The sequence below is a fragment of the Streptomyces sp. XY431 genome (genome assembly GCF_001279805.1).
Taxonomy (GTDB): Bacteria; Actinomycetota; Actinomycetes; order Streptomycetales; family Streptomycetaceae; genus Kitasatospora; species Kitasatospora purpeofusca.
The window spans coordinates 103039-124620 of record NZ_LGDO01000230.1 but is presented as its reverse complement, the minus strand read 5'-3'; the positions used below and the strand labels follow the sequence as shown (position 1 = coordinate 124620).

The window sequence follows — 21582 nt, the reverse complement described above, 5'->3', positions numbered from 1 at the left end:
CGTTGCAGCTCAAGGCGGGGTTGACAGGGGGCGGCAGGGGGTTTCTCGAGGCCCTCGCGGCCGACGGTTCCGCACTGTGGAACAAAGTTTCGCCCGCAGCGAACACGGGTGCGGCGCGCGCCCGCTTCCCCTACTCGCAGGTAACTCGCCGTGGAAGCCGGACGGGGTCCGGCGCGTGCGCGCCGGACCCCGTCCTCGGTCGTACCCGTCCGTCAGCCCTTGCCGCCGGCGGCCTTCTGCTCGGCGAAGCGGACCAGGGTGCGGACCGCCGTCGCGGTGCCGCCCTTCGGGGTGTAGCCGAACGGCGCGGCCTCGTGGAACGCCGGGCCGGCGATGTCCAGGTGCGCCCAGTCGATGCCCTCGGCCACGAACTCCTTCAGGAACAGGCCGGCCACCAGGCCGCCGCCCATCCGGTCGCCCATGTTGGCCAGGTCGGCGATGGTCGACTCGGTCATGCCCTTGCGCAGCTCGGCCGGCAGCGGCATCGGCCAGGACGGCTCGCCCACCTCGCCGGCGGCCGCGTGCAGGGTCGCGCGCAGCTCGTCGTTGTTGGCCATCACACCGAAGGTGCGGTTGCCCAGGGCCAGGATCATCGCCCCGGTCAGGGTCGCCACGTCGACGATGACGTCCGGGTTCTCCTCGCCGGCCCGCACGATGGCGTCGGCCAGCACCAGACGGCCCTCGGCGTCGGTGTTCAGCACCTCGACGGTCTTGCCGCCGTACATCCGCAGCACGTCGCCCGGGCGGGTGGCCGTGCCGGACGGCATGTTCTCGGCCAGCGCCAGCCACGCGGTGACGTTGACCTGGAGGCCGAGGCGCTTGGCGGCGACGACGGCGGCGAACACCGCGGCGGCACCGGCCATGTCGCACTTCATGGTCTCGTTGTGGCCGGCCGGCTTCAGCGAGATGCCGCCCGAGTCGTAGGTGATGCCCTTGCCGACGAACGCCAGGGTGGCCTTCGCCTTCGGGTGGGTGTAGGCCACCTTCACCAGCCGCGGCGGGTTGGCCGAGCCGTTGCCGACGCCCAGCAGGCCGCCGAAGCCGCCCTTGAGCAGGGCCTTCTCGTCCAGCACCTCGACCTTGAGGCCGTGCTCCTTGCCGGCCGCCTGGGCGATCGCGGCGAAGGACTTCGGGGTCAGGTCGTTCGGCGCGGTGTTGACCAGGTCGCGGGCGCGGTTCATCTCCTCGCCGACGGCCAGGGCGCGCTCGACGGCCGCCTTGGCGTCCTTGCTGCCCTTGCGGGTCGAGAGCACCAGCAGCTCGCCGACCGGCTCCTTGCTGCCGTTGCCGTTCTGCTTGTAGGTGCCGAACGCGTAGGTGCCGAGCAGGGCGCCCAGCGCGACCGCCTCGACCTCCTCGGCGGACTCGGCCGGCAGGGCCAGCGCGACCTTCTTGCTGCCGGCCAGCGTGCGGGCGGCGACACCGGCGGCGCGGCGCAGGGCCTCCAGCCCGTACCCGCCCTCGACGGCGTCGCCGAGGCCGACCGCGAGCACGAGCGCGGCCTTCAGACCGGCCGGGGCGGGCACCTTGACGGCGTCGCCCTCGGCGCCGGTCGCGCCCAGGGTGGCGAGAACCTCGGCCAGCTTGCCCTCGAACGCCTCGGCCACGGCCTCGCCGCCCGGGGCGAGCACGATGCCCTTGGAGCCCTTCGCCACGCCGATCACCAGGGCGTCCGCGCGCAGCGAGGCGGCGGCGGAGGTGCTCACAGACAATGCAGTCACGTAATGCGTCCTGTTCTTTCGCGGTCCACGACCGGTCGCGGCGCGAGTGCCGCACCGGCGCAGCCCGGAACCGCCGGCCAGGCCGACCGGCCGGCGGTGTCGGACCCGGGGCCCCTGGCTGCGCGCGCCCACCGTCGCGGCGGTCGCGCACACCAGAGGCCCCGGCGCCGCGACGGGCGCCGGACGGGCAGGACCTGCGACGGTGCAGGGCTGCGGTGCTCCCCGCATGGTAGTCCGCATGGTGGGATCACGCGCCGCCCGGTCTACCGCCTTTCGGTGCCGGGGCTTTGGGGCCCTCAGCGGGGCAGCAGTGCCAGGGCCAGCAGCGCACCCGTCGCGGCGGTCTCCACGGTCGCGCCGAGCACGTCCCCGGTGATCCCGCCGAACCGCCGCACGCACCGCAGCAGCAGCGGCCGGGCGGCGCCGGTGCCGATCCCAACGGCCAGTGGCAGCAGGAGGACTGACCATCCGTCGAGCAGGCCGACGAGTCCGAGCAGGGCCGCCGCGGCCCCGGTCGAGGCGAGCGCCGCACCCGGCGTCACGGTGCTCGCCACCATCGCGCCGAGCCCGCCCGGCCGGGCCGCCGGCACCGTGCGCAGACAGCCCCAGGCGAGCGCGCAGCGCCCGGCCACCGCCGCCGCGAGCACCGCGAGCGCGCCCCGCAGCGGGGAACGGTCGAACTGCCCGGCCAGCGCGGCCACCTGCGCGAGCAGTACGAGGACGAGGGTGAGCACACCGAACGGGCCGATGTCCGACTGCTTCATGATCCGCAGCGCGTCCTCGGCGGGCTTGCCGCTGCCCAGGCCGTCCGCGACGTCGGCCAGGCCGTCCAGATGGAGTCCCCGGGTGAGCACCGCGAGCACGGCGACCGCCGCGACCGCCCCGAGCGGCCCGCCCGCGCGCCAGGCGACCAGCGCCCCCGCCGTCCCGGCGAGTGCCCCGAGCACCACCCCGACCAGCGGCGCGGCCACCATCGCCCGCCCCCCGGACGCCCGGTCCCACCGGTCGACCCGCACCGGCAGCACCGACAGGGTCCCGAACGCGAACCGCAGCCCGTCCCGCACCGTCAACCACCCACTCCCGTCCGGCACCCGGCCGGGTGCCGGAAGCGCGCGTGCCAGGGGCCCGGGACCCGTCGGTGAGCGACGGATCCCGGGCCCCTGCAGTCCCTACAGCTTGCCCAGCAGCTCCGCCGCCGTCGGCAGCCGGGCCGGCTCCTTCGGCGCCGCCGGCACGTACGCCGTCGGCGGCTCGTCGGCCAGCGTGTCCGCCGCGGCCTGGAGCAGCGGCAGCGCCATCAGCGCGCCGACGCCCTCGCCCATGGTGATCCCCTGCTCCTGCAGCGGCGTCAGGGTCAGCCGGTCGTACGCCTTCGCCTGGGCGGGCTCGCCACTGGTCTGTCCGGCCCGCCACCACTCCGGCGCCCGGAACGCGATCCGCTGCGCGACCAGCGCGCAGGCCGCCGAGACGACCCCGTCCAGCACCACCGGCAGCTTCCGCACCGCGGCCTGCAGCAGGAAGCCGGTGATCGCCGCGAAGTCCGCGCCGCCGGTGGCCCCGAGCAGCGCCAACTGGTCACCCAGCACCGGCCGGGCCCGCCGCAGCGAGTCGCGCACGGTCGCGCACTTGACCATCCACACCCGGTCGTCGATGCCCGAGCCGCGCCCGGTGACCGCCGCCGCATCCGTTCCGCAGAGCGCGCCGACCAGGACCGCCGCCACCGTGGTCGAGCCGACCCCGAGGTCGCCCAGCACCACCAGGTCGGTTCCGGCGTCGGCCTCCTCGTCGGCGACGGCCATCCCGGCCCGGAACGCCCTGGCGGTCTCCTCGGGGCTCAGCGCGTCCTCGACGTCGATCCGCCCGGAGCCGCGCCGCACCCGGTGCGCCGTCACCTCGTCGGGGAAGTCCGCGGCCTCGGCGTCGACCGCGACGTCCACCACCCGCACCTCGGCGCCGAAGCGCCGGGCGAGCAGTGCGACCGGCGCGGTGCCGTCGAGCACGGCCCGCACGCGCGCGGCCGTGCCGCCCCCGGCGGGCAGCCGGGAGACCCCGACCCGGGCCACCCCGTGGTCGGCGGCGAACAGCACCACCTTGGGCGCCGACAGCGGCCGCACGGGGGAGCGCCCCTGCACGGAGGACAGCCAGGCGCCCAGCTCCTCCAGCTTGCCGAGGCCGCCCAGCGGCCGGTCCAGCTCCTGCCACCGCTCCTCGGCGGCGCGCCTGGCGCTCTCGTCGGGGCGCTCGACGAGCGAGGAGAACGTATCGAGATCCACGGTCGTGTCCATCGTCCGGAAGGCTACACGCCGCGCCTCCTCAGCAGACGGGCGGCTTGACGGTGAGAACCTGCCCCGCCACCACCAGCAGCACACGCTCGGAGGCGTCGGCCACCGCCATGTTGAGCCGGCCCAGGGTGTCGCGGAACCGGCGGCCGGCCGGGGTGGCCGGGACGACGCCCATGCCGACCTCGTTGCTGACCGCCACGACCTGCCGCCGGGTCCCCGCCCAGGCGGCCGCCAGCGCCGCGCAGCGCCGTTGCACCTCGGCCTCGCCGCCGTCCGCCCAGACCGCGTCGTCCCAGGCACCGCACTCGTCCATCACCGAGGTGAGCCACAGGGCCAGGCAGTCGATCAGCACCGGCGCCGGGTCGGCGGTGTCGGCCAGGACGGCCTCCAGCCCGCAGGTCTCGGCGGTGCGCCAGCTCGCCGGGCGCCGGTCCCGGTGCAGGGCGACCCGCTGCGCCCACTCCGCGTCGCCGTCCCGGGTGCCGCCGGTGGCCACGTACAGCACGTCGTCGTACCGGGCCAGCAGCTGTTCGGCCCGGGTCGACTTGCCGGACCGCGCGCCGCCGAGGAGCAGGGTGCGGGGGAGCGGTGCGTCAGGTGTCATGCGCCCATCCTCGCCCACGGCGCATACCGAAGATCCGGCCGGGCAACCTGAGGGCTTAGGGTGCGCAGCACAGCGCATCGCTGGTCGTCGGCGGGAGGAGCCGGGCATGGTCTGGACGTGGCGGTACGAGAAGGCGGACGGCACCGTGGTGGCCCCTGGCAGCGGGCAGGCGGAGGAGTTCGCCGGCCAGGGGGACGCGGAGACCTGGATCGGGGAGAACTGGAAGCAGTTGGCCGAGGACGGCGTGGACCGCGCCGTCCTGCTGGACGACGACCGCGAGATCTACACGATGAGCCTGCACGAGGGCTGATCCGGCCCGGACGGGGGCCGCTCGCCGGTGCGCGGGCGGCCTTCCTTCCCCCGATCTGTCCGCCGGGGCTACTTCATCCCGACGACGTGCAGCAGCGCGGCGACCTGCCGGTAGGGGTCGGTGCGGCCGGCCCGCTCCTCGGCCTCCAGCAGCTGGGCGAGCTGCCGGCCGTCCACGGGCGGCGCGTCGTCGGGGGTGCTCTCGGTGAGGACCCGGACGCCGTACCAGTGCCGCAGCGGCACGGACACCTCGGAGAGGGTGACGGCGAGGTCGCCGATCCGGTCGGCGCGGGCCGCCAGACCGAGCCGGTTGTAGTAGCGGTCGCTCTCGAAGGCCTCCAGCGCGGCGCGCCAGTCGCCGGCGGCGGCGGGCCGCAGGGCGAGCGCGTCGCGGTTGCGGACCACCAGTGAGAGCAGCCCGCCCGGGGCGAGCAGCCGGGCCAGCGAGGCGATCATCGGATCGGGGTCCGGCAGGTACATCAGCACGCCGTGGCAGAGCACGACGTCGAAGCTGCGCGCCCCGAACCAGCGCCCGCACTGGTGCCCGTCGCCGATCAGCAGCTGGACCCGCTCGCGTACCGGGTCGGGCTCCTCGGCCAGCGTCTCCTGGGCGGCGCCGAGCGCGGCCGGGTCGGAGTCGATGCCGGTGACGTAGTGGCCGGCCCGGGCCAGCCGCAGGGCCTGGGTGCCCTGGCCGCAGCCGATGTCGAGCACGCGCTGGGCGGTGCGTCCGGTGAGCTGCTCGGCGAGCTGCCGGGCGACCATCTCCTGCCGGACGAGGTTGCGCAGGGTGCCGGAGCGCCCCGGCGCGGGGCCGGTGCCGCCGGCGTAGGAGCCGCTGCGCGAGGGCAGCCGCCGCTCGTGGCCGTGCCGCTCGTACCCGTCGCGCTCCTGCGCGAACCGGTCGTGGCCGCCGCCCCCCTGGCCGGGGAGCGCGTAGAGGCCGGGCCCGTCCCACAGGGGAGGGGCCCAGCCGGAGTCCACCGGTTCGGCGGTCAGGGCTTCTCCCCGCGCCGCACCTGCGGCTTGGGCAGTCGCAGCCGGCGCATCTGCAGGATGCGCATCAGGCCGTACGCGACCGCGCCGCGGGTGTTCTGCCCGGCGAAGCGCTCGGCGAGCTGCTTGCGCAGGCCGAAGCCGAGCCGGACGAAGTCCAGGATCACCAGGACGAAGAAGAGCAGGAAGAGCACCGTGGAGAGCAGCTGGAGGGCCGGCACCTTGACGATGCTGAGCACCAGGATCAGCACGGCGGCGGGCAGGAAGAACTCGGCGAGCGACCAGCGGGCGTCCACGTAGTCGCGGGTGAACTTCCGCACCGGGCCCTTGTCACGGGCCGGCAGGTGGCGCTCGTCGCCGTCCATCAGCGCCTGGCGCTGCTTCTCGCGCTCGGAACGCATCCGCTCGCGGGCCTGGCGGGAGGCCTCCTTGCGGTCCTTGGGCACGGTGACCCTGGTCCGTCGGTTGGTCTCGGCCTCGCTGCGCTTGGGCGTGGGACGCCCCTTCTTCGCCTGCGGGTCGCGGGTCTGCGTCTTGCCGTCCTGCTTCTCCAGCACGGTGGCGGAGGCGGCGGCATCATCTGAACGGCGTCGGAACACACCACCAGCCTACGGGGTGCGGCGGCGCTTCTTCCGGTCCCCCGGGAACCGAACGCGTATCGATCGCGTCCCGGACCGGCCGCGACGGGTCCCGGGGGGACCCGGGTCGGGGTCCCGTACCCGTCCAGGGGGGAGTCCCGTAGGGGATCACTCCGCTGACCGGCGGGTGGAATGAGGGCGGGATCCACCCCGCGGATGAGGCTTCCCGGGACCGACCTGTAGCAGGCTTGTTGCAGGCAGGTGCACTGCGGCGACGGGCTCGCTGCACATACACTCGTCGTGTCTGGTAAGAGACTGATACCGCAGGCCGGAGAAGGGGGCACCCGAGGCCCATGAGCGACGGAATCATGAAGCGTATGGGGCTGATCTTCCGCTCCAAGGCGAACAAGGCCTTGGACCGGGCGGAGGATCCGCGTGAGACGCTCGATTATTCGTACCAGAAGCAGCTCGAGCTGCTGCAGAAGGTGCGTCGTGGCGTCGCGGACGTGGCCACCTCGCGCAAGCGTCTGGAGCTCCAGCTGACCCAGCTGCAGCAGCAGTCGGCGAAGTACGAGGACCAGGGCCGCAAGGCGCTCTCGCTCGGCCGGGAGGACCTCGCCCGCGAGGCCCTCACCCGCAAGGCGAACATGCAGTCCCAGATCAACGACCTGGAGGTGCAGTACCAGCAGCTCCAGGCCGAGGAGGAGAAGCTCACGCTCGCCTCCCAGCGGCTGCAGGCCAAGGTCGACGCCTTCCGCACCAAGAAGGAGACCATCAAGGCCACCTACACCGCGGCCCAGGCGCAGACCCGGATCGCCGAGTCCTTCTCCGGCATCTCGGAGGAGATGGGCGACGTCGGTCTGGCGATCCAGCGGGCCGAGGACAAGACCGCGCAGATGCAGGCCCGGGCCGGTGCGATCGACGAGCTGCTGGCCTCCGGCGCGCTCGACGACGCCAGCGGTCTCGGCCGCAAGGACGACATCGAGGCCGAGCTGGAGCGGGTGGCCGGCGGTTCCGACGTCGAGCTGGAGCTGGCCCGGATGAAGGCCGAGCTGACCGGGGGCTCCCCGGCCGGCCCGCAGGCGATCGAGCAGGGCCGGCAGCAGGACGCCGCGCCGCAGCAGCAGGACGGCCCGCGGATCAACTACAACAAGTAGTCGGAGCGGCAACCGACCTGAGCTCCGCCCCGGAGCACCTCCGGGGACATCCCCAGGAACAGGGAGACGCACGGCATGATCATGCGGGTCATGGGTGAGGGGCAGTTCCAGGTGGGCGAGACCCATCTGAACCGGCTCAACGAGCTCGACGAGGAGCTTCTCACCGCACTGGAGTCGGGGGACGAGGAACAGTTCCGCCGGGCGCTCGTCGAGCTGCTCGGCGCCGTGCGGGAGTTCGGCACCCCGTTGGCGGACGATTCGCTGGAGCCGTCCGACCTGATCCTGCCGGACGCCGAGGCCACCATCGAGGACGTCCGCGAGTTGCTGCGGGCGGAGGGTGACGGCCTCATCCCGGGCATTCCCGAGTAGCCGCCGTCTCGCGCCAGACACAAGGGCGGGCCCCCTCCGTGCGGAGGGGGCCCGCCCTTCGTCGCTGCCCGGACCGGCGGCGGACCGCCTGCGGACCGGGCGAATCGTTACGGCAGGGCCAGCATCCGGTCCAGCGCCGCCTTGGCGTACTTCTCGGTCTCCGGGTCGACCTTGATCACGTTCGGCACCCGGCCCTCGACCAGCGACTCCAGCGCCCACACCAGGTGCGGGAGGTCGATCCGGTTCATGGTGGAGCAGAAGCAGACCGCCCGGTCGAGGAAGACGACCTCCTTGTCCGGGTGCGCCTTGGCGAGCCGGCGGACGAGGTTGAGCTCGGTGCCGATGGCCCACTTGGAGCCGGGTTCGGCGGCGTCCAGCGCCTTGATGATGTACTCGGTCGAGCCGACCATGTCGGCGGCCGCGACGACCTCGTGCCGGCACTCCGGGTGCACCAGGACGTTGACGCCGGGGACCCGCTCGCGCACGTCGTTCACCGAGTCCAGGGTGAACCGGCCGTGCACCGAGCAGTGGCCGCGCCAGAGGATCATCTTCGCGTCCCGCAGCTGCTCGACGGTCAGGCCGCCGTTCGGCTTGTGCGGGTTGTAGACGACGCAGTCGTCCAGCGAGAAGCCCATGTCCCGCACCGCGGTGTTGCGGCCCAGGTGCTGGTCGGGCAGGAACAGGACCTTCTGGCCCTGCTCGTACGCCCACTCCAGCGCCCGCCGGGCGTTGGAGGAGGTGCAGATGGTGCCGCCGTGCCGGCCGGTGAAGGCCTTGATGTCGGCGGAGGAGTTCATGTACGAGACCGGGACGGTCACATCGGCTATGCCGGCGTCGGTCAGCACGTCCCAGCACTCGGCGACCTGCTCGGCGGTGGCCATGTCGGCCATCGAACAGCCCGCGGCGAGGTCCGGCAGGACGACCTGCTGGGCGTCGCCGGTGAGGATGTCGGCCGACTCGGCCATGAAGTGCACGCCGCAGAAGACGATGAACTCGGCCTCCGGGCGGGCCGCGGCGTCCCGGGCGAGCTTGAAGGAGTCGCCGGTGACGTCGGCGAACTCGATCACCTCGTCGCGCTGGTAGTGGTGGCCCAGGATGAAGACGCGCTCGCCGAGTGCGGCCTTGGCCGCGCGGGCGCGCTCGACGAGGTCCGGGTCGGAGGCCGGGGGGAGGTCGCCGGGGCACTCGACGCCGCGCTCGCTGTTCGGGTCGGCCTGGCGGCCGAGCAGCAGCAGAGCGAGCGGCGTCGGGGTGGGGTCGACGCCGTAGGTCTCGGTGATGGTGGTGGTCACGGGCGGGTGCCCTTCTGTGCGGCCGATCAAGCGGTGCAGCCTTTTCGTCTAACTGACGCAATCTATGATAACCGGTTAGCGTCAGAGTGACGATGGCCATCCTGTCGATGTGACGAGAACCGCTCGCCGGTTCGGAGCCTTCCCGGGCCCGTCCGGCGTGGCCGGAACCGGATCCTGGTCCGGCCGGGTTTCGCTGGTGGCATGAAGGCAATCGCGATCCACCGCTACGGCGGCCCCGAAGTGGTCGAGTACACCGACCTGCCCGACCCGAAGGTCGGCCCGGACTCGGTACTGGTGCAGGTCAGGGCGGCCGGGGTGAACCCGGTCGACTGGAAGGTGCGGGAGGGGCTGCTGGACGGCCTGCTCGACGCGCACTTCCCGCTGGTGATGGGCTGGGACGCGGCGGGCGTGGTCCGGGCCGTCGGCGGCGGTGTCACCGAGTTCGCGCCCGGCGACGAGGTCTACGGCTATGTGCGCAAGGACGCGGTCGAGCACGGCACCTATGCCGAGCTGGTGGCCGCGCCGGTCCGCACCCTGGCCCGCAAGCCGGCCGCGCTGGACTGGGCGCAGGCCGGCGGACTGCCGCTGGCCGGGCTCACCGCCCTCCAGTCGCTGCGGGCGGTGGGCACGGGCCCCGGCGACACCGTCCTGGTGCACGCCGCCGCCGGCGGGGTCGGCCACCTGGCCGTCCAGATCGCCCGCGCCCTGGGGGCCCGGGTGATCGGCACCGCCGGTGAGCGCAACCACGCCTATCTGCGCGAGCTCGGCGCCGAGCCGGTCCGGTACGGCGAGGGGCTGGCGGAGCGGGTCAGGGAGCTGGCCCCGGCGGGGGTGGACGCCGCCCTGGACCTGGTCGGCGGCGACGCCGTCGAGGTCTCGGCCGGACTGGTCGCCGACCCGGCGCGGATCGCCTCCGTCGCCGACTTCGGGGTCAAGGCCCGCGGCGGCCGGTACGTCTGGGTCCGCCCGGACGCGGCCGGGCTGGCCGAGCTGGCCGCGCTCGCCGACGCGGGGCGGCTGACCGTGACCGTCGCCTCCACCTTCCCGCTCGCCCAGGCCGCCTCCGCCCAGGCGCTGAGTGCCGAGGGCCGCACCCGGGGCAAGATCGTCCTGCTCAACGACTGAGCGCCGACCGATCACCGACCGGTCACCGGCCGGGCGCCGCCGCCCGGCCGACGGACGGACGTCCTCCCGTTGTCATCCGTCAGCGGTGAACTCGCTCCTGACATCCGCCAGAATGGAGCCGAACCGTTTCGGCGGGCCGCCGCCGCCGTCCCCCGGCGGGCGCCGCCCCGCCCCGATCCCGACGCCGCACGACCCGTGGAGCCCCGCACCGATGAGCAGCAGCCGAGAGAACGAGACGGTCGGGGCCTCCCTGGACGAGACCGACCGCCTCCTGCTCGCCCGGCTGGCCGGGGACGGTCGCGCCTCGTACGCCGAGATCGGGCTCCAGGTGAACCTCTCCGCCACCGCCGTCCGCCGCCGGATCGACCGGCTGCGGGCGCGCGGGGTGGTCCGCGGTTTCACCGTGGTGCTCGACCCCTCGGTGCTCGGCTGGCAGACCGAGGCCTTCGTCGAGGTCTACTGCCGCGAACGGACCGCCCCCGAGGAGATCCTCGCCAGCCTGCGGCAGTTCCCCGAGGTGATCGCCGCCTGGACGGTCACCGGCGATCCGGACGCGCTGGTCCACCTGCGGGCCGCCGACATGCGCCACCTGGAGGCGGTCATCGAGCGGATCCGCCGCGAGCCCGGCGTCCAGCGCAGCCGCTCCTCCGTGGTCCTCTCCCAGCTGATCGGTTAGCCGGAGGAACCGCCCCGTTCGGCCCAGTTCGACCCCCGCGCAGGAATCCTGCGCGAGGCCCGCCGAAGACGCCCGAAAGCTGCCCGACCGGCCGCGTTCCGACGCGCGGGGAAGGCCCGGGGCTGCCTACGCTGATCATGTCCGGCCGTGCGGTGCCAACCCCCCCGTTCCACCGGACCCTCCCCGACCCCCACAGCCGAGAGGGACACCCGTGTCCGCAGCCCCCGACCGCATGCACCGGCCCGACAGCGACCTGGTCGACCTGGTTTTCGACTACATGCGCGAGCGGCTGCAGTACGACCCGGTCCCGCTCGACCACCCCGGTGACGGCGAGCACCTGCGCACCCAGCTGGCCGGCCTGCTCAACCAGGACGGCAACAACCCGGCCGACGTGCTCAAGCTCTACGACCACGAGCTCTCCCGTGCGGTGATCTCCGCCGACAGCCCGCGCTACCTGTCCTTCATCCCGTGCGCCCCCACCAAGGCCGCGCTGCTCTTCGACATGGTGGTCTCCTGCGCCTCGCTCCAGGGCATCTCCTGGCTGGAGGCGGCCGGCGCGATCGCCGCCGAGAACCAGGTGCTGCGCCTGATAGCCGACCGCGCGGGCATGCCGGCCTCGGCCGGCGGCACCTTCGTCTCCGGCGGCTCGGCCGGCAACCTCTCCGCCCTGGTCGTCGCCCGGGACACGGCCCGCCGCCGACTCGGCGTCGGTCCGGAGGCCCGGCTGCGGATCGCCGTCGCCGACCAGGTGCACTCCTCGGTCAAGAACACCTTCAACATCATCGGCGTCGAGGCGTTCAAGGTCCCGACCGTCGACCGCCGGTTCACCGGCGAGGCGCTGCGCGCCGCCCTGGCCGCCGACCCGAACCCGGAGACGGTGATCGCCGTCGTCGGCACCGGCGGCACCACCAACGAGGGCATCGTCGACGACCTCCAGGGCCTGTCCGAGGTCGCCCGCGAGCGCGGGCTGTGGTTCCACGTGGACGGCGCCTACGGCGGCGCGGGCCTGTTCGCCCCCTCCGTCCGGGAGCGCTACAACGGCATCGAGCACGCCGACTCCTTCGTCGTCGACCCGCACAAGTGGCTGTTCGCGCCGTTCGACTGCGCCGCGCTGATCTACCGCAACCCGCAGCTGGCCCGCGCCGTGCACACCCAGGACGCCTCCTACCTGGACGTGCTGCACACCGAGGGCGACGAGTGGAACCCCACCGACTACGCCTACCACCTGACCCGGCGCGCCCGCGGCCTGCCGCTGTGGTTCTCGCTCGCCGTGCACGGCGTCCAGGCGTACACCGACGCCATCGAGGCCGGCCTGACGCTGGCCCGGGACACCGCGCAGCTGATCCGCGACAGCGAGCACCTGGAGCTGCTGTTCGACCCGCAGCTCTCCGCGGTCTGCTTCAAGCGCAACGGCTGGACCAACGACGACTACTACCGCTGGTCGCAGCAGCTGCTGGCGGACCAGATCGGCTTCGTCACCCCCACCGGCTGGGACGGCGAGACGGTCGCCCGCTTCGCCTTCCTGCACCCGGGCACCACCATGGAGATGGTCAAGGAGATCCTCGACACCATGGAGTGATGCCCACGGCGCTCCGACGCCCGCGGCGCACCCGTCCGGAAGCGCACCGACCCCCGCCCGGCGGCGGTCGGTGCGCTTCCGGCGCTACAGCAGCCCGCCGTTGGGCACGTACGGCGCCGGCGGGCGCATCCCGCGCAGCCCCAGGTACCCCCGGGTCTCCACGGACAGGCCCAGTTCGAGGCCGACGTCCAGCGCCCACTCCTGCTCGGCGGTCAGCGCCTCCACCCGCGCCTCCAGCCCCTCCGGCACCCGGGCCAGCGCCTCGCGCAGCAGCCGGGTGGCGATCCGCTTCGAGGTGGCCGCCAGCAGCCGCACCTCGCCGCCCTCCCGGTAGCAGTAGCCGCTGCCGGCCAGGGTGTCCGCGACCAGCAGCTCCTCGCAGTGCGCGAGCAGCAGTTCGTGGTCCGGGCCGTGGGCGGCGCCGCGCAGCCTCCGGTCCACCGAGTCCAGCAGGTGCCGGTGGGTGGCGTTGCCGGGGTGCACCGGAAGGTCGCCCGGGTCATTGAGCCGGGACCGGTCCACCCGCCCGGTCAGCTGCATCGCCGGGTGCAGCGTGAACCCGGCCAGCCGGTACCGCCGCACCGCCGCCGGGGACGGCGAGGAGCACAGCATCCCGCGCAGACAGCCGCGCCCGTGGGCCAGGGCCCGCTCCAGCAGCAGCCGCCCCACCCCCTTGCCCTGGGCCTGCGGCAGCACCGCGAGCAGCGCCAGCACCCAGACGTCCTCGCGGCGCAGCGCGAGCACCGCCCCGACCGGCTCGCCGTCCAGCTCGGCCAGCCAACAGCCCTGCGGATCGGTGCGCGCGAGGTGCCTGGTGCGGGCCAGCTGGAACACGGACGGCGGGGGCGGTCCGGTGACCGGCGGGGCGTCGGGGAGCGAGGCGAACGCGGCGACGGAGATCTGCCGGACCGCTTCCGCGTCGGCGGCGGAGTCCTGGATCGGGCGCAGGATCATGCCCACCATCCTGACCGCCGGACCCGCGCCGCGGGGCCGGTTCGCCCGGATCCGTCCGAGCGGGATGCGGCCCGGGGCCGCCGGTGTGCGAGCATGGAAGGCGTATGGGGAACGGGTGCACGCCCGGCCCACGGAACACCGCCGCCGTGAATCCACCGAAAACACTCCGTCGTCCGGGAAATGAATCCGGACGGCCGTCGGTTGGTACTGGCGGCAGACCGTCGTCAAGACCGGGAGAACGCAGATGACCGTCCAGGACGAGACCACCGTCGAGAGTGGCATCCTCCTCACCGATGCCGCCGCGGCCAAGGTCAAGGGCCTGCTGGAGCAGGAAGGCCGGGACGACCTGGCGCTGCGCGTCGCCGTCCAGCCCGGCGGTTGCTCGGGCCTGCGCTACCAGCTGTTCTTCGACGAGCGCTCGCTCGACGGTGACGTGCTGAAGGACTTCGACGGTGTGAAGGTCGTCACCGACCGGATGAGCGCCCCGTACCTGGGTGGCGCCACCGTCGACTTCGTCGACACCATCGAGAAGCAGGGCTTCACGATCGACAACCCGAACGCCACCGGCTCCTGCGCCTGCGGCGACTCGTTCAGCTAGTCGGTCCGAAGCCAGTAGGTCCGACACGAAGGCGGCCCCCGGGATCCCGGGAGCCGCCTTCGTCGTGTCCGCGCGGAGTCCGCGCCGGGGTCACGGGTTGCCGGGGATGTCCGGGACCACCGGATCCGGGCCGATCTTGGCGTCCGCCTCCAGCGGCACCTCCTGCCCGGTCGTCAGATCGGTCACCGCCCGGCCCTGGAGCGGCTGCTTCAGGTCGGCCGTCACCGTCTGCCGCTTGGCCAGATCGGCGCAGGCCTGTCCGGCCGGGATCGGCGTCGCCGTGGTCACCCGGACGTCCACCCGGCCCGGCTTGGACTCGTCGGCCTTGAGCGCGTACCGCTGGCAGATCCCGCCGTAGAACCAGACCGTCAGCTTGTTGCCGTCCACCCGGTAGGTGATCGCCGGGTGCACCGGCGAGCCGCTCCCGGAGCCGTTCGGCGGCGGCTCGCCCACCGCGATGCCGTTGCCGCCCGAGCCCGGGGGAGTGGGCGCCGGGGTCGGGGTCGCCGGCGGGACCGGCGGCTTGGTGGCCGGGGCGGGGCTGTCCGGGGCCGGGCTGGCCGGTCGCGGGTCCGGCGAGGTGGCCGTCGGGTCGACCGGCGGTGTGGTCACCGGGGACGGGGCCGAGGTCGTGGCCGGGGCGGCCGGGTCCGCGCTGCCGGTGGCCGCGCCCGGCGAGGCGGAAGCGCTCGCCGAGGCCCGCTCCCCGCCGGAGGGCGCCGTGTCCGAAGCCGCCTTGGTCCCGCCGTCGCAGCCGGCCAGGACGGCCACCGCCGCCAGGGCGAGACCGGCCAGTGCCGTCGCGCGGGCCCGGCCGGAACGCCTGGGCATGCTCTCCAGATCCATCTGCACTTCCTCCCGAGGGTTCAGCGGTACGCCTTGGCGGCCGCACCGCGGGGATGTGACGTGGCCCGGACGATTCCGGTTCCCCGCCCGCCCCGGCCGCACCCCGGGACCCTCGGGAGAGTGGCTCAGGGCCCGTACTCGGGCATCGACGCGACCACGCGCCGGGCCCGGGAGGGGACGCGGAAGCCGGAGCCGGCCGGCGCGCTGTCCTGCGGACCGGTCGCCAGCAGCGGCCAGAACCGCCGCAGCCGGTGCGAGGAGTCCACCAGTGCGTCGAGCGACTCCCCGTCGGCGTCGCCGAGCAGGGCGGGCGGAACCCGCAGCGGGTGGTGACTGGGCAACATCGGCCATCAACTCCGATCCACCTGCCGTGGCAGCGCCGCCACGGTCCCGGTCGGGGCCGGGAGGAGCCCCTGACTGCGACCCTAGGCGGGGCGTCCGGCAGCCACCAGAGCTACCCCGGGGTAGTACACCTTCGGGGGTGGCGGGTGACAGCGGACGGCCGGGATCGCACCCGGCGTCTTGCTGGGGCCCCGGGCGCGCCGGGTACCGTGGGTGGGTTCCACCCCCGCTGTTCCATGGCCCCGCTGCCATCCTGAGGAGACCCCGTGCGTATCGCCGTCGCCGGTTCGATCGCGACCGACCACCTGATGACCTTCCCCGGCCGGTTCGCCGACCAGCTGGTCGCCGAGCAGCTGCACACCGTGTCGCTGTCCTTCCTGGTCGACACCCTCGACATCCGCCGCGGCGGCGTCGCGCCGAACATCGCCTTCGGCATGGGCGTGCTCGGCCTGCGCCCGGTCCTGGTCGGCGCGGCCGGCGCGGACTTCGCGGAGTACCGCAGCTGGCTGGAGCGCAACAACGTGGACTGCCGGTCGGTCCACATCTCCGAGACCCGGCACACCGCGCGCTTCATGTGCACCACGGACGAGGACCACAACCAGATCGCCTCGTTCTACACCGGTGCCATGGCCGAGGCCCGCAGCATCGAGCTCAAGCCGATCGCCGACCGCGTCGGCGGCCTCGACCTGGTGCTGATCGGCGCCGACGACCCGCAGGCGATGGTCCGCCACACCCAGGAGTGCCGCACCCGCGGCTACGCCTTCGCCGCGGACCCGTCGCAGCAGCTGGCCCGCCTCGACGGCCACGACATCCGCCAGATCGTCGACGGCGCCGCGTACCTCTTCACCAACGAGTACGAGGCCGCGCTGATCGAGTCCAAGACCGGCTGGGACGCGGAGGAGATCCTCACCCGGGTGGGCACCCGGATCACCACCCTCGGCAGCAAGGGCGTCCGGATCGAGCGCAAGGGCGAGTCCCCGATCCTGGTCGGCTGCGCCCCCGAGGCCGCCAAGGCCGACCCGACCGGTGTCGGCGACGCCTTCCGGGCCGGCTTCCTGGCCGGCCTCTCCTGGGAGCTGGAGCTGGAGCGCGCCGCCCAGCTCGGCTGCATGCTGGCCACCCTGGTGATCGAGACCGTCGGCACCCAGGAGTACGAGCTGCGCCCGCACGACTTCCTGCAGCGCTTCGTCGCGGCCTACGGCGAGGAGGCCGGCGCCGACGTCCGGGCGCACCTGGTCAACTGACCCGCCGCACCAGGTAGGCCGAGCCCCGGTCGCCGCCGTACTCGGCGGCCGGGGCCTCGCCGAGGTACTCCTGCTCGCGCATCCCGCACCAGGCCGGCACGTCCAGCCTTGCCGCCTCGTCGTCGGCCAGCACCACGACCGTCCCGCCCACCGGGACGTCGCCGATCCGCTTCGCCAGTTCGATCACCGGCAGCGGGCACCGCTTGCCCAGCGCGTCCAGGACCAGCGGGCCCCCGTCGGGCTCCCGGGCCGCGGCGGGCGCGGGCAGGTCCAGGCCCAGCGGCGCGCGGACGCCGGCCACCAGCTCCGGCAGTACCGTCAGGAAGCGGTCGACGTCCGCCCCGGTGGTGCCGAACGGCAGTGAGATCCGGACGTTCCCCTCGGTGAGCACGCCCATCGCGGCCAGCACATGGCTCGGGGTCAGCGTGGACGAGGTGCAGGAGGAGCCGGAGGAGACGGCGAACCCGGCCCGGTCCAGCTCGCCCAGCAGGACCTCGCCGTCCACGTACAGACAGGAGAAGGTGACGATGTGCGGCAGCCGCCGCACCGGGTCGCCGACCACCTCCACCTCGGGCACCAGCCGCGGCACCCGGGCCCGGATCCGCTCGACCAGCTCGTGCAGCCGGGCGTTCTCCCGCTCCGCCTCGGCCCGTACCGCGCGCAGCGAGGCCGCGGCCGCGACGATCGCCGGCACGTTGACGAAGCCCGGTACCCGGCCCGCCTCCCGTTCGTCGGCGGGCAGCGGCGAGACGTAGCGGACGCCCTTGCGCACCGCGAGCACCCCGACCCCGGCCGGTCCGCCCCACTTGTGCGCGCTGGCGGTGAGCAGCGACCAGCCGGTCGGCAGGTCCACCCGCCCGGCGCTCTGCGCGGCGTCCACCAGCAGCGGCACCTCTCCGCGGAGCGCGGCCACCTCGTCGACCGGCTGCACCGTGCCCACCTCGTGGTTGGCGGACTGCAGCACGGCGAGCGCGGTGTCCGGCCGCAGCGCGGCGGCGAAGACCTCCGGGTCCACCCGGCCGTGCCGGTCCACCGGCACCGAGGTGACCTCGCCGCCCTCGGCGAGGTGCCGTTCGGCGCTGTGCAGCACGCTGGAGTGCTCGACGGCGGAGTGCGCCAGGTGCCCGCCGCGCCGCCGGTTGCCGCGCAGCGCGCCCAGCACCCCGAGTTGGACGGCCTGGGTCCCGCCGGAGGTGAAGGCGATCTCGTCGGCCCGGCAGCCGATCACCTCGGCCACGGTCTCCCGGGCGGCGTCCAGCAGCATTCTGGCCTGGCGTCCGGAGCGGTAGAGCCGGGCCGGATCGGCCCAGCCCTCGTCCAGGGCGGCGGTCAGCGCCTGCCGCGCGACGGGGTGGAGCGGTGCGGTGGAGGCCACATCGAAGTACACGGTCACATTTAACGACACCGGCGGGCGTGTCCGGGGTTCCGCCGACGGCTCACCGACTGTCAGTCGATCATCCCGAATGTCCGGATAGTCCGCTCCCGACGGGGCGTCACCACGTTGTCCGAGGTCATCCCTCGATCGGGCGTACGGACCCCTAATGCCTAGGATGACCTGCGACGCAGCCCCTGCCGGGCCTGATCGGGTGTCCGGGCGGCGCGTTACTGGGACCTGCCCGTCAGCAGCGCATAAGGCTGGAGTAGGGTTTGGCCCGCATAAGCATTCAAACCGTGCCCGTGGTCGGGTCGCCGGGGAGGGACAGCCTCCCCGGGGCGACGCGAAGGCGGGCGAGACTTCGGGAAGGCGCTACGTGAGTCCCAACGGCTCCGACCGCTCGCCGCGGCGCACGATGCGGCGGAAGCTGCCTCAGGCGCTGGCACTGGGCCTCGTCATCGCGACCGCCACCGGCTGCTCGGCCAACGACCTCCCCAGGCTTGGCCTCCCGAGCCCTGTCACCAAGGAAGGGCCGATGGTCCTCCACATGTGGCAGGGCTCCTGGATCGCGGCGCTGGTGGTCGGCGTACTGATGTGGGGTCTGATCATCTGGAGCGTGATCTTCCACCGGCGCAGCCGCACCGGTGTGCAGGTCCCCCCGCAGACCCGGTACAACGTGCCCATCGAGGCGCTCTACACCGCGGTCCCGATCATCATCGTGTCGGTCCTCTTCTACTTCGTCGCCCGCGACGAGTCGAAGCTGATCTCCGTCTCCGAGAAGCCGCAGCACACCGTCAACGTGGTGGGCTTCCAGTGGAGTTGGGCGTTCAACTACGAGAACACCGAGAACCCCGACCCTGCCAACCAGCAGGCCGCGTACGAGGTGGGTACCCCCAACGAGCCGCCCACCCTGTACCTGCCGGTGAACGAGACGGTGCAGTTCCGCCTCACCTCGCGTGATGTGATCCACGACTTCTGGCCCATCAACTTCATGATGAAGATGGACGTCGTGCCGGGCGTGGTCAACAAGTTCGAGGTCACCCCGACCGTCAAGGGTGAGTACAAGGGCAAGTGCGCCGAGCTCTGCGGCGTCGACCACTCGCGCATGCTGTTCAACGTGAAGGTCGTCGACCGGGCCGAGTACGAGCAGCACTTGAAGGACCTCCGGGCCAAGGGTCAGACCGGCGCGGTGCCCTCCGGCATCACGACCATGGGAAGTGAAGAGAAGTGACCATCCTCAACGAGCCCGCCGCGGCCGGCGGGGGCGCCGGGGCCGTCACGGTCGGGGCGCAGCGGACCCGGAAGCCGGGTTCCACCATCATCAAGTGGTTGACCACCACTGACCACAAGACGATCGGCACGCTGTACCTGGGCACGTCGTTCGCCTTCTTCCTGATCGGCGGCATCCTCGCCCTGGTCATGCGCGCCGAGCTGGCTCGTCCCGGGACCCAGATCCTGTCGAACGAGCAGTTCAACCAGGCGTTCACGATGCACGGCACGATCATGCTGCTGATGTTCGCGACGCCGCTCTTCGCCGGTTTCGCGAACTGGATCATGCCGCTGCAGATCGGCGCGCCCGACGTCGCGTTCCCGCGGCTGAACATGTTCGCCTACTGGCTGTACCTGTTCGGCTCGCTGATCGCGGTGGCCGGCTTCCTCACCCCGCAGGGCGCCGCCGACTTCGGCTGGTTCGCCTACGCGCCGCTCTCGGACGCGGTCCGCTCGCCGGGCATCGGCGCGGACATGTGGATCATGGGTCTGGCCTTCTCCGGCTTCGGCACGATCCTCGGTGCGGTCAACTTCATCACCACGATCATCTGCATGCGCGCGCCCGGCATGACGATGTTCCGGATGTCGATCTTCGTCTGGAACGTCCTGCTGACCGCCGTGCTGGTCCTGCTGGCCTTCCCGGTGCTCGCCGCCGCGCTGTTCGCCCTGGAGGCGGACCGCAAGTTCGGGGCGCACGTCTTCGACCCGGCCAACGGTGGCGCGCTGCTCTGGCAGCACCTGTTCTGGTTCTTCGGCCACCCCGAGGTGTACATCATCGCGCTGCCGTTCTTCGGCATCGTGTCGGAGATCATCCCGGTCTTCAGCCGCAAGCCGATGTTCGGCTACTCCGGCCTGATCGCGGCCACCATCGCGATCGCCGGTCTGTCCGTGACGGTGTGGGCCCACCACATGTACGTCACCGGACAGGTACTGCTGCCGTTCTTCTCCTTCATGACCTTCCTGATCGCGGTCCCGACCGGTGTGAAGTTCTTCAACTGGGTCGGCACCATGTGGAAGGGCTCGCTGAGCTTCGAGACCCCGATGCTCTGGACGGTCGGCTTCCTGGTCACCTTCCTCTTCGGTGGTCTGACCGGTGTCCTGCTGGCCTCCCCGCCGATCGACTTCCACGTCTCGGACTCGTACTTCGTCGTCGCCCACTTCCACTACGTGGTCTTCGGCACCGTCGTCTTCGCGATGTTCGCCGGCTTCCACTTCTGGTGGCCGAAGATGACCGGCAAGATGCTCGACGAGCGCCTCGGCAAGGTCACCTTCTGGACGCTGTTCATCGGCTTCCACACCACCTTCCTGGTGCAGCACTGGCTCGGCGCGGAGGGCATGCCCCGCCGCTACGCCGACTACCTGGCCTCGGACGGGTTCACCACCCTGAACACCGTCTCGACCATCGGCTCGTTCCTGCTCGGCCTGTCGATCCTGCCGTTCCTCTACAACGTGTGGAAGACGGCGAAGTACGGCGAGAAGGTCGAGGTGGACGACCCGTGGGGCTACGGCCGTTCGCTGGAGTGGGCGACCTCCTGCCCGCCGCCGCGGCACAACTTCCTCACCCTGCCCCGGATCCGCTCCGAATCCCCGGCCTTCGACCTCCACTACCCGGAGATCGCCGCGCTGGACTACCTGGAGTACCACGGTGAGCCGGCCAAGCACTTCGCCGGTGTGACCCCGGCCAAGTACGACGCCCCGAAGCTCGGCAAGGGCAAGAAGGAAGGCGACGCCTGATGAGGGAACAGGGCAAGATTTTCCTGGGCCTGGCGGTCTTCGTGCTGGCCATGGCGATCACCTACGGCCTGTGGACCAACAGCTCCGACCTCGGCATCGAGGCCGCCGGTACCACCGCGCTGTTCCTCGCCTTCGCGCTGTGCGCCTTCATCGGGTACTACCTCGCCTTCACCGCCCGCCGGGTGGACAGCGGCGCGGGTGACAACCCCGAGGCCGAGGTTGCGGACGACTCCGGCGAGCTGGGCTTCTTCGCCCCGCACAGCTGGCAGCCGCTCTCGCTGGCGGTCGGCGGCGCGCTGGCCTTCCTCGGTGTGATCTTCGGCTGGTGGCTGCTGTACTGGTCGATCCCGGTCATCCTGATCGGCCTCTTCGGCTGGGTCTTCGAGTTCTACCGGGGCGAGAACCAGAACCAGTAGGACCGGTTCTCTCCCACAGGGCCGGGCTTCCCGCACGGGAAGCCCGGCCCTGTTGCGTCCCCGGAGTGACGGCCTCACCCCGCCGGCGCAATGGGGCGCCGTTCGGATGTCGCTCA

The 21582-nt window shown here is 72.8% G+C and carries 22 protein-coding genes; 11 read left to right on the top strand and 11 right to left on the bottom strand.

Features of this window, described 5'->3' with window-relative positions:
• Positions 1-212: 212 nt before the first annotated feature.
• From ADK60_RS21795 to cobU, 4 genes are all read right to left on the bottom strand, one after another.
• Positions 213-1721 (bottom strand): leucyl aminopeptidase, encoded by a 1509-nt coding sequence (locus tag ADK60_RS21795; protein ID WP_053648228.1) that lies wholly within the window; start codon positions 1719-1721, stop codon positions 213-215.
• Positions 1722-2017: 296 nt separating this feature from the next.
• A complete protein-coding gene (locus tag ADK60_RS21790; RefSeq protein WP_053648226.1) occupies positions 2018-2791 on the bottom strand; it encodes an adenosylcobinamide-GDP ribazoletransferase in 774 nt (257 codons plus the stop codon).
• A gap of 99 nt (positions 2792-2890) precedes the next feature.
• Complete coding sequence (locus tag ADK60_RS21785) at positions 2891-4006, bottom strand: nicotinate-nucleotide--dimethylbenzimidazole phosphoribosyltransferase (RefSeq protein WP_045938271.1); 1116 nt, start codon at positions 4004-4006, stop codon at positions 2891-2893.
• Between the two features lie 28 nt (positions 4007-4034).
• Positions 4035-4607, bottom strand: a complete 573-nt coding sequence (gene cobU, locus ADK60_RS21780; RefSeq protein WP_053648225.1) for a bifunctional adenosylcobinamide kinase/adenosylcobinamide-phosphate guanylyltransferase — start codon at positions 4605-4607, stop codon at positions 4035-4037.
• 106 nt (positions 4608-4713) lie between these two features.
• Between cobU and ADK60_RS21775 the strand changes: the two genes are divergently transcribed.
• Positions 4714-4917 carry a hypothetical protein gene (locus tag ADK60_RS21775; RefSeq protein ID WP_030391529.1) on the top strand — a complete coding sequence of 68 codons (204 nt, stop codon included), beginning with the start codon at positions 4714-4716 and terminating at the stop codon, positions 4915-4917.
• A 68-nt stretch (positions 4918-4985) separates the two neighbouring features.
• Here the strand turns inward: ADK60_RS21775 and ADK60_RS21770 are convergent, their stop codons facing one another.
• Both ADK60_RS21770 and ADK60_RS21765 read right to left on the bottom strand, forming a co-directional pair.
• Positions 4986-5900: a class I SAM-dependent methyltransferase gene (locus tag ADK60_RS21770; protein WP_353651762.1), complete on the bottom strand. Its 915-nt coding sequence runs from the start codon at positions 5898-5900 to the stop codon at positions 4986-4988.
• An 11-nt stretch (positions 5901-5911) separates the two neighbouring features.
• A complete protein-coding gene (locus ADK60_RS21765; protein ID WP_078896216.1) occupies positions 5912-6511 on the bottom strand; it encodes a DUF3043 domain-containing protein in 600 nt (199 codons plus the stop codon).
• Positions 6512-6843: 332 nt separating this feature from the next.
• On the opposite strand from ADK60_RS21765, the gene ADK60_RS21760 reads away from it, so the two are divergent.
• A complete protein-coding gene (locus ADK60_RS21760) occupies positions 6844-7647 on the top strand; it encodes a PspA/IM30 family protein (protein ID WP_078896215.1) in 804 nt (267 codons plus the stop codon).
• A 75-nt stretch (positions 7648-7722) separates the two neighbouring features.
• Entirely contained in the window at positions 7723-8016 is a 294-nt protein-coding gene (gene pspAA / locus ADK60_RS21755) for a PspA-associated protein PspAA (protein WP_045938268.1), read from the top strand.
• Between the two features lie 107 nt (positions 8017-8123).
• Here pspAA and nadA read toward each other — a convergent pair whose 3' ends face one another.
• Positions 8124-9308: a quinolinate synthase NadA gene (nadA, locus tag ADK60_RS21750; RefSeq protein ID WP_478328321.1), complete on the bottom strand. Its 1185-nt coding sequence runs from the start codon at positions 9306-9308 to the stop codon at positions 8124-8126.
• Between the two features lie 201 nt (positions 9309-9509).
• On the opposite strand from nadA, the gene ADK60_RS21745 reads away from it, so the two are divergent.
• From ADK60_RS21745 to ADK60_RS21735, 3 genes are all read left to right on the top strand, one after another.
• Positions 9510-10433, top strand: coding sequence for an NADP-dependent oxidoreductase (locus ADK60_RS21745; RefSeq protein WP_199839714.1), 924 nt, complete (start codon positions 9510-9512; stop codon positions 10431-10433).
• A 211-nt stretch (positions 10434-10644) separates the two neighbouring features.
• On the top strand, positions 10645-11109 hold the full coding sequence (locus tag ADK60_RS21740; protein WP_045938267.1) for an Lrp/AsnC family transcriptional regulator: 465 nt from the start codon (positions 10645-10647) through the stop codon (positions 11107-11109).
• A 211-nt stretch (positions 11110-11320) separates the two neighbouring features.
• The gene (locus ADK60_RS21735) at positions 11321-12688 is read left to right on the top strand and encodes a pyridoxal phosphate-dependent decarboxylase family protein (RefSeq protein ID WP_107084094.1); all 1368 of its coding nucleotides are present in this window, start codon (positions 11321-11323) and stop codon (positions 12686-12688) included.
• A gap of 84 nt (positions 12689-12772) precedes the next feature.
• Here ADK60_RS21735 and ADK60_RS21730 read toward each other — a convergent pair whose 3' ends face one another.
• The gene (locus ADK60_RS21730; protein WP_045938265.1) at positions 12773-13642 is read right to left on the bottom strand and encodes a GNAT family N-acetyltransferase; all 870 of its coding nucleotides are present in this window, start codon (positions 13640-13642) and stop codon (positions 12773-12775) included.
• 244 nt (positions 13643-13886) lie between these two features.
• Here ADK60_RS21730 and erpA point away from each other — a divergent pair, with 244 nt between their 5' ends.
• A complete protein-coding gene (gene erpA, locus ADK60_RS21725) occupies positions 13887-14240 on the top strand; it encodes an iron-sulfur cluster insertion protein ErpA (protein WP_030391519.1) in 354 nt (117 codons plus the stop codon).
• A gap of 90 nt (positions 14241-14330) precedes the next feature.
• Here erpA and ADK60_RS21720 read toward each other — a convergent pair whose 3' ends face one another.
• Both ADK60_RS21720 and ADK60_RS21715 read right to left on the bottom strand, forming a co-directional pair.
• A complete protein-coding gene (locus ADK60_RS21720) occupies positions 14331-15086 on the bottom strand; it encodes a hypothetical protein (RefSeq protein WP_053648222.1) in 756 nt (251 codons plus the stop codon).
• A gap of 125 nt (positions 15087-15211) precedes the next feature.
• Positions 15212-15430, bottom strand: a complete 219-nt coding sequence (locus ADK60_RS21715; protein WP_045938264.1) for a hypothetical protein — start codon at positions 15428-15430, stop codon at positions 15212-15214.
• Positions 15431-15694: 264 nt separating this feature from the next.
• Here ADK60_RS21715 and ADK60_RS21710 point away from each other — a divergent pair, with 264 nt between their 5' ends.
• Positions 15695-16672, top strand: coding sequence for a carbohydrate kinase family protein (locus tag ADK60_RS21710; protein ID WP_045938263.1), 978 nt, complete (start codon positions 15695-15697; stop codon positions 16670-16672).
• Here ADK60_RS21710 and ADK60_RS21705 read toward each other — a convergent pair.
• A complete protein-coding gene (locus ADK60_RS21705) occupies positions 16665-18059 on the bottom strand; it encodes a cysteine desulfurase/sulfurtransferase TusA family protein (RefSeq protein WP_053648258.1) in 1395 nt (464 codons plus the stop codon). The two genes, ADK60_RS21710 and ADK60_RS21705, sit on opposite strands and share 8 nt — an antisense overlap.
• 364 nt (positions 18060-18423) lie before the next feature.
• On the opposite strand from ADK60_RS21705, the gene ctaC reads away from it, so the two are divergent.
• From ctaC to ADK60_RS21690, 3 genes are read left to right on the top strand one after another with little or no spacing between them, the layout of a single operon-like run.
• Positions 18424-19278, top strand: a complete 855-nt coding sequence (ctaC, locus tag ADK60_RS21700) for an aa3-type cytochrome oxidase subunit II (protein ID WP_053648220.1) — start codon at positions 18424-18426, stop codon at positions 19276-19278.
• Positions 19275-21050: an aa3-type cytochrome oxidase subunit I gene (gene ctaD, locus ADK60_RS21695; protein WP_053648219.1), complete on the top strand. Its 1776-nt coding sequence runs from the start codon at positions 19275-19277 to the stop codon at positions 21048-21050. The genes ctaC and ctaD overlap by 4 nt, the downstream gene beginning before the upstream one ends.
• Positions 21050-21466, top strand: a complete 417-nt coding sequence (locus tag ADK60_RS21690) for a cytochrome c oxidase subunit 4 (RefSeq protein WP_053648217.1) — start codon at positions 21050-21052, stop codon at positions 21464-21466. Before ctaD ends, ADK60_RS21690 begins: the two co-directional genes overlap by 1 nt.
• The last annotated feature ends 116 nt before the right edge of the window (positions 21467-21582 follow it).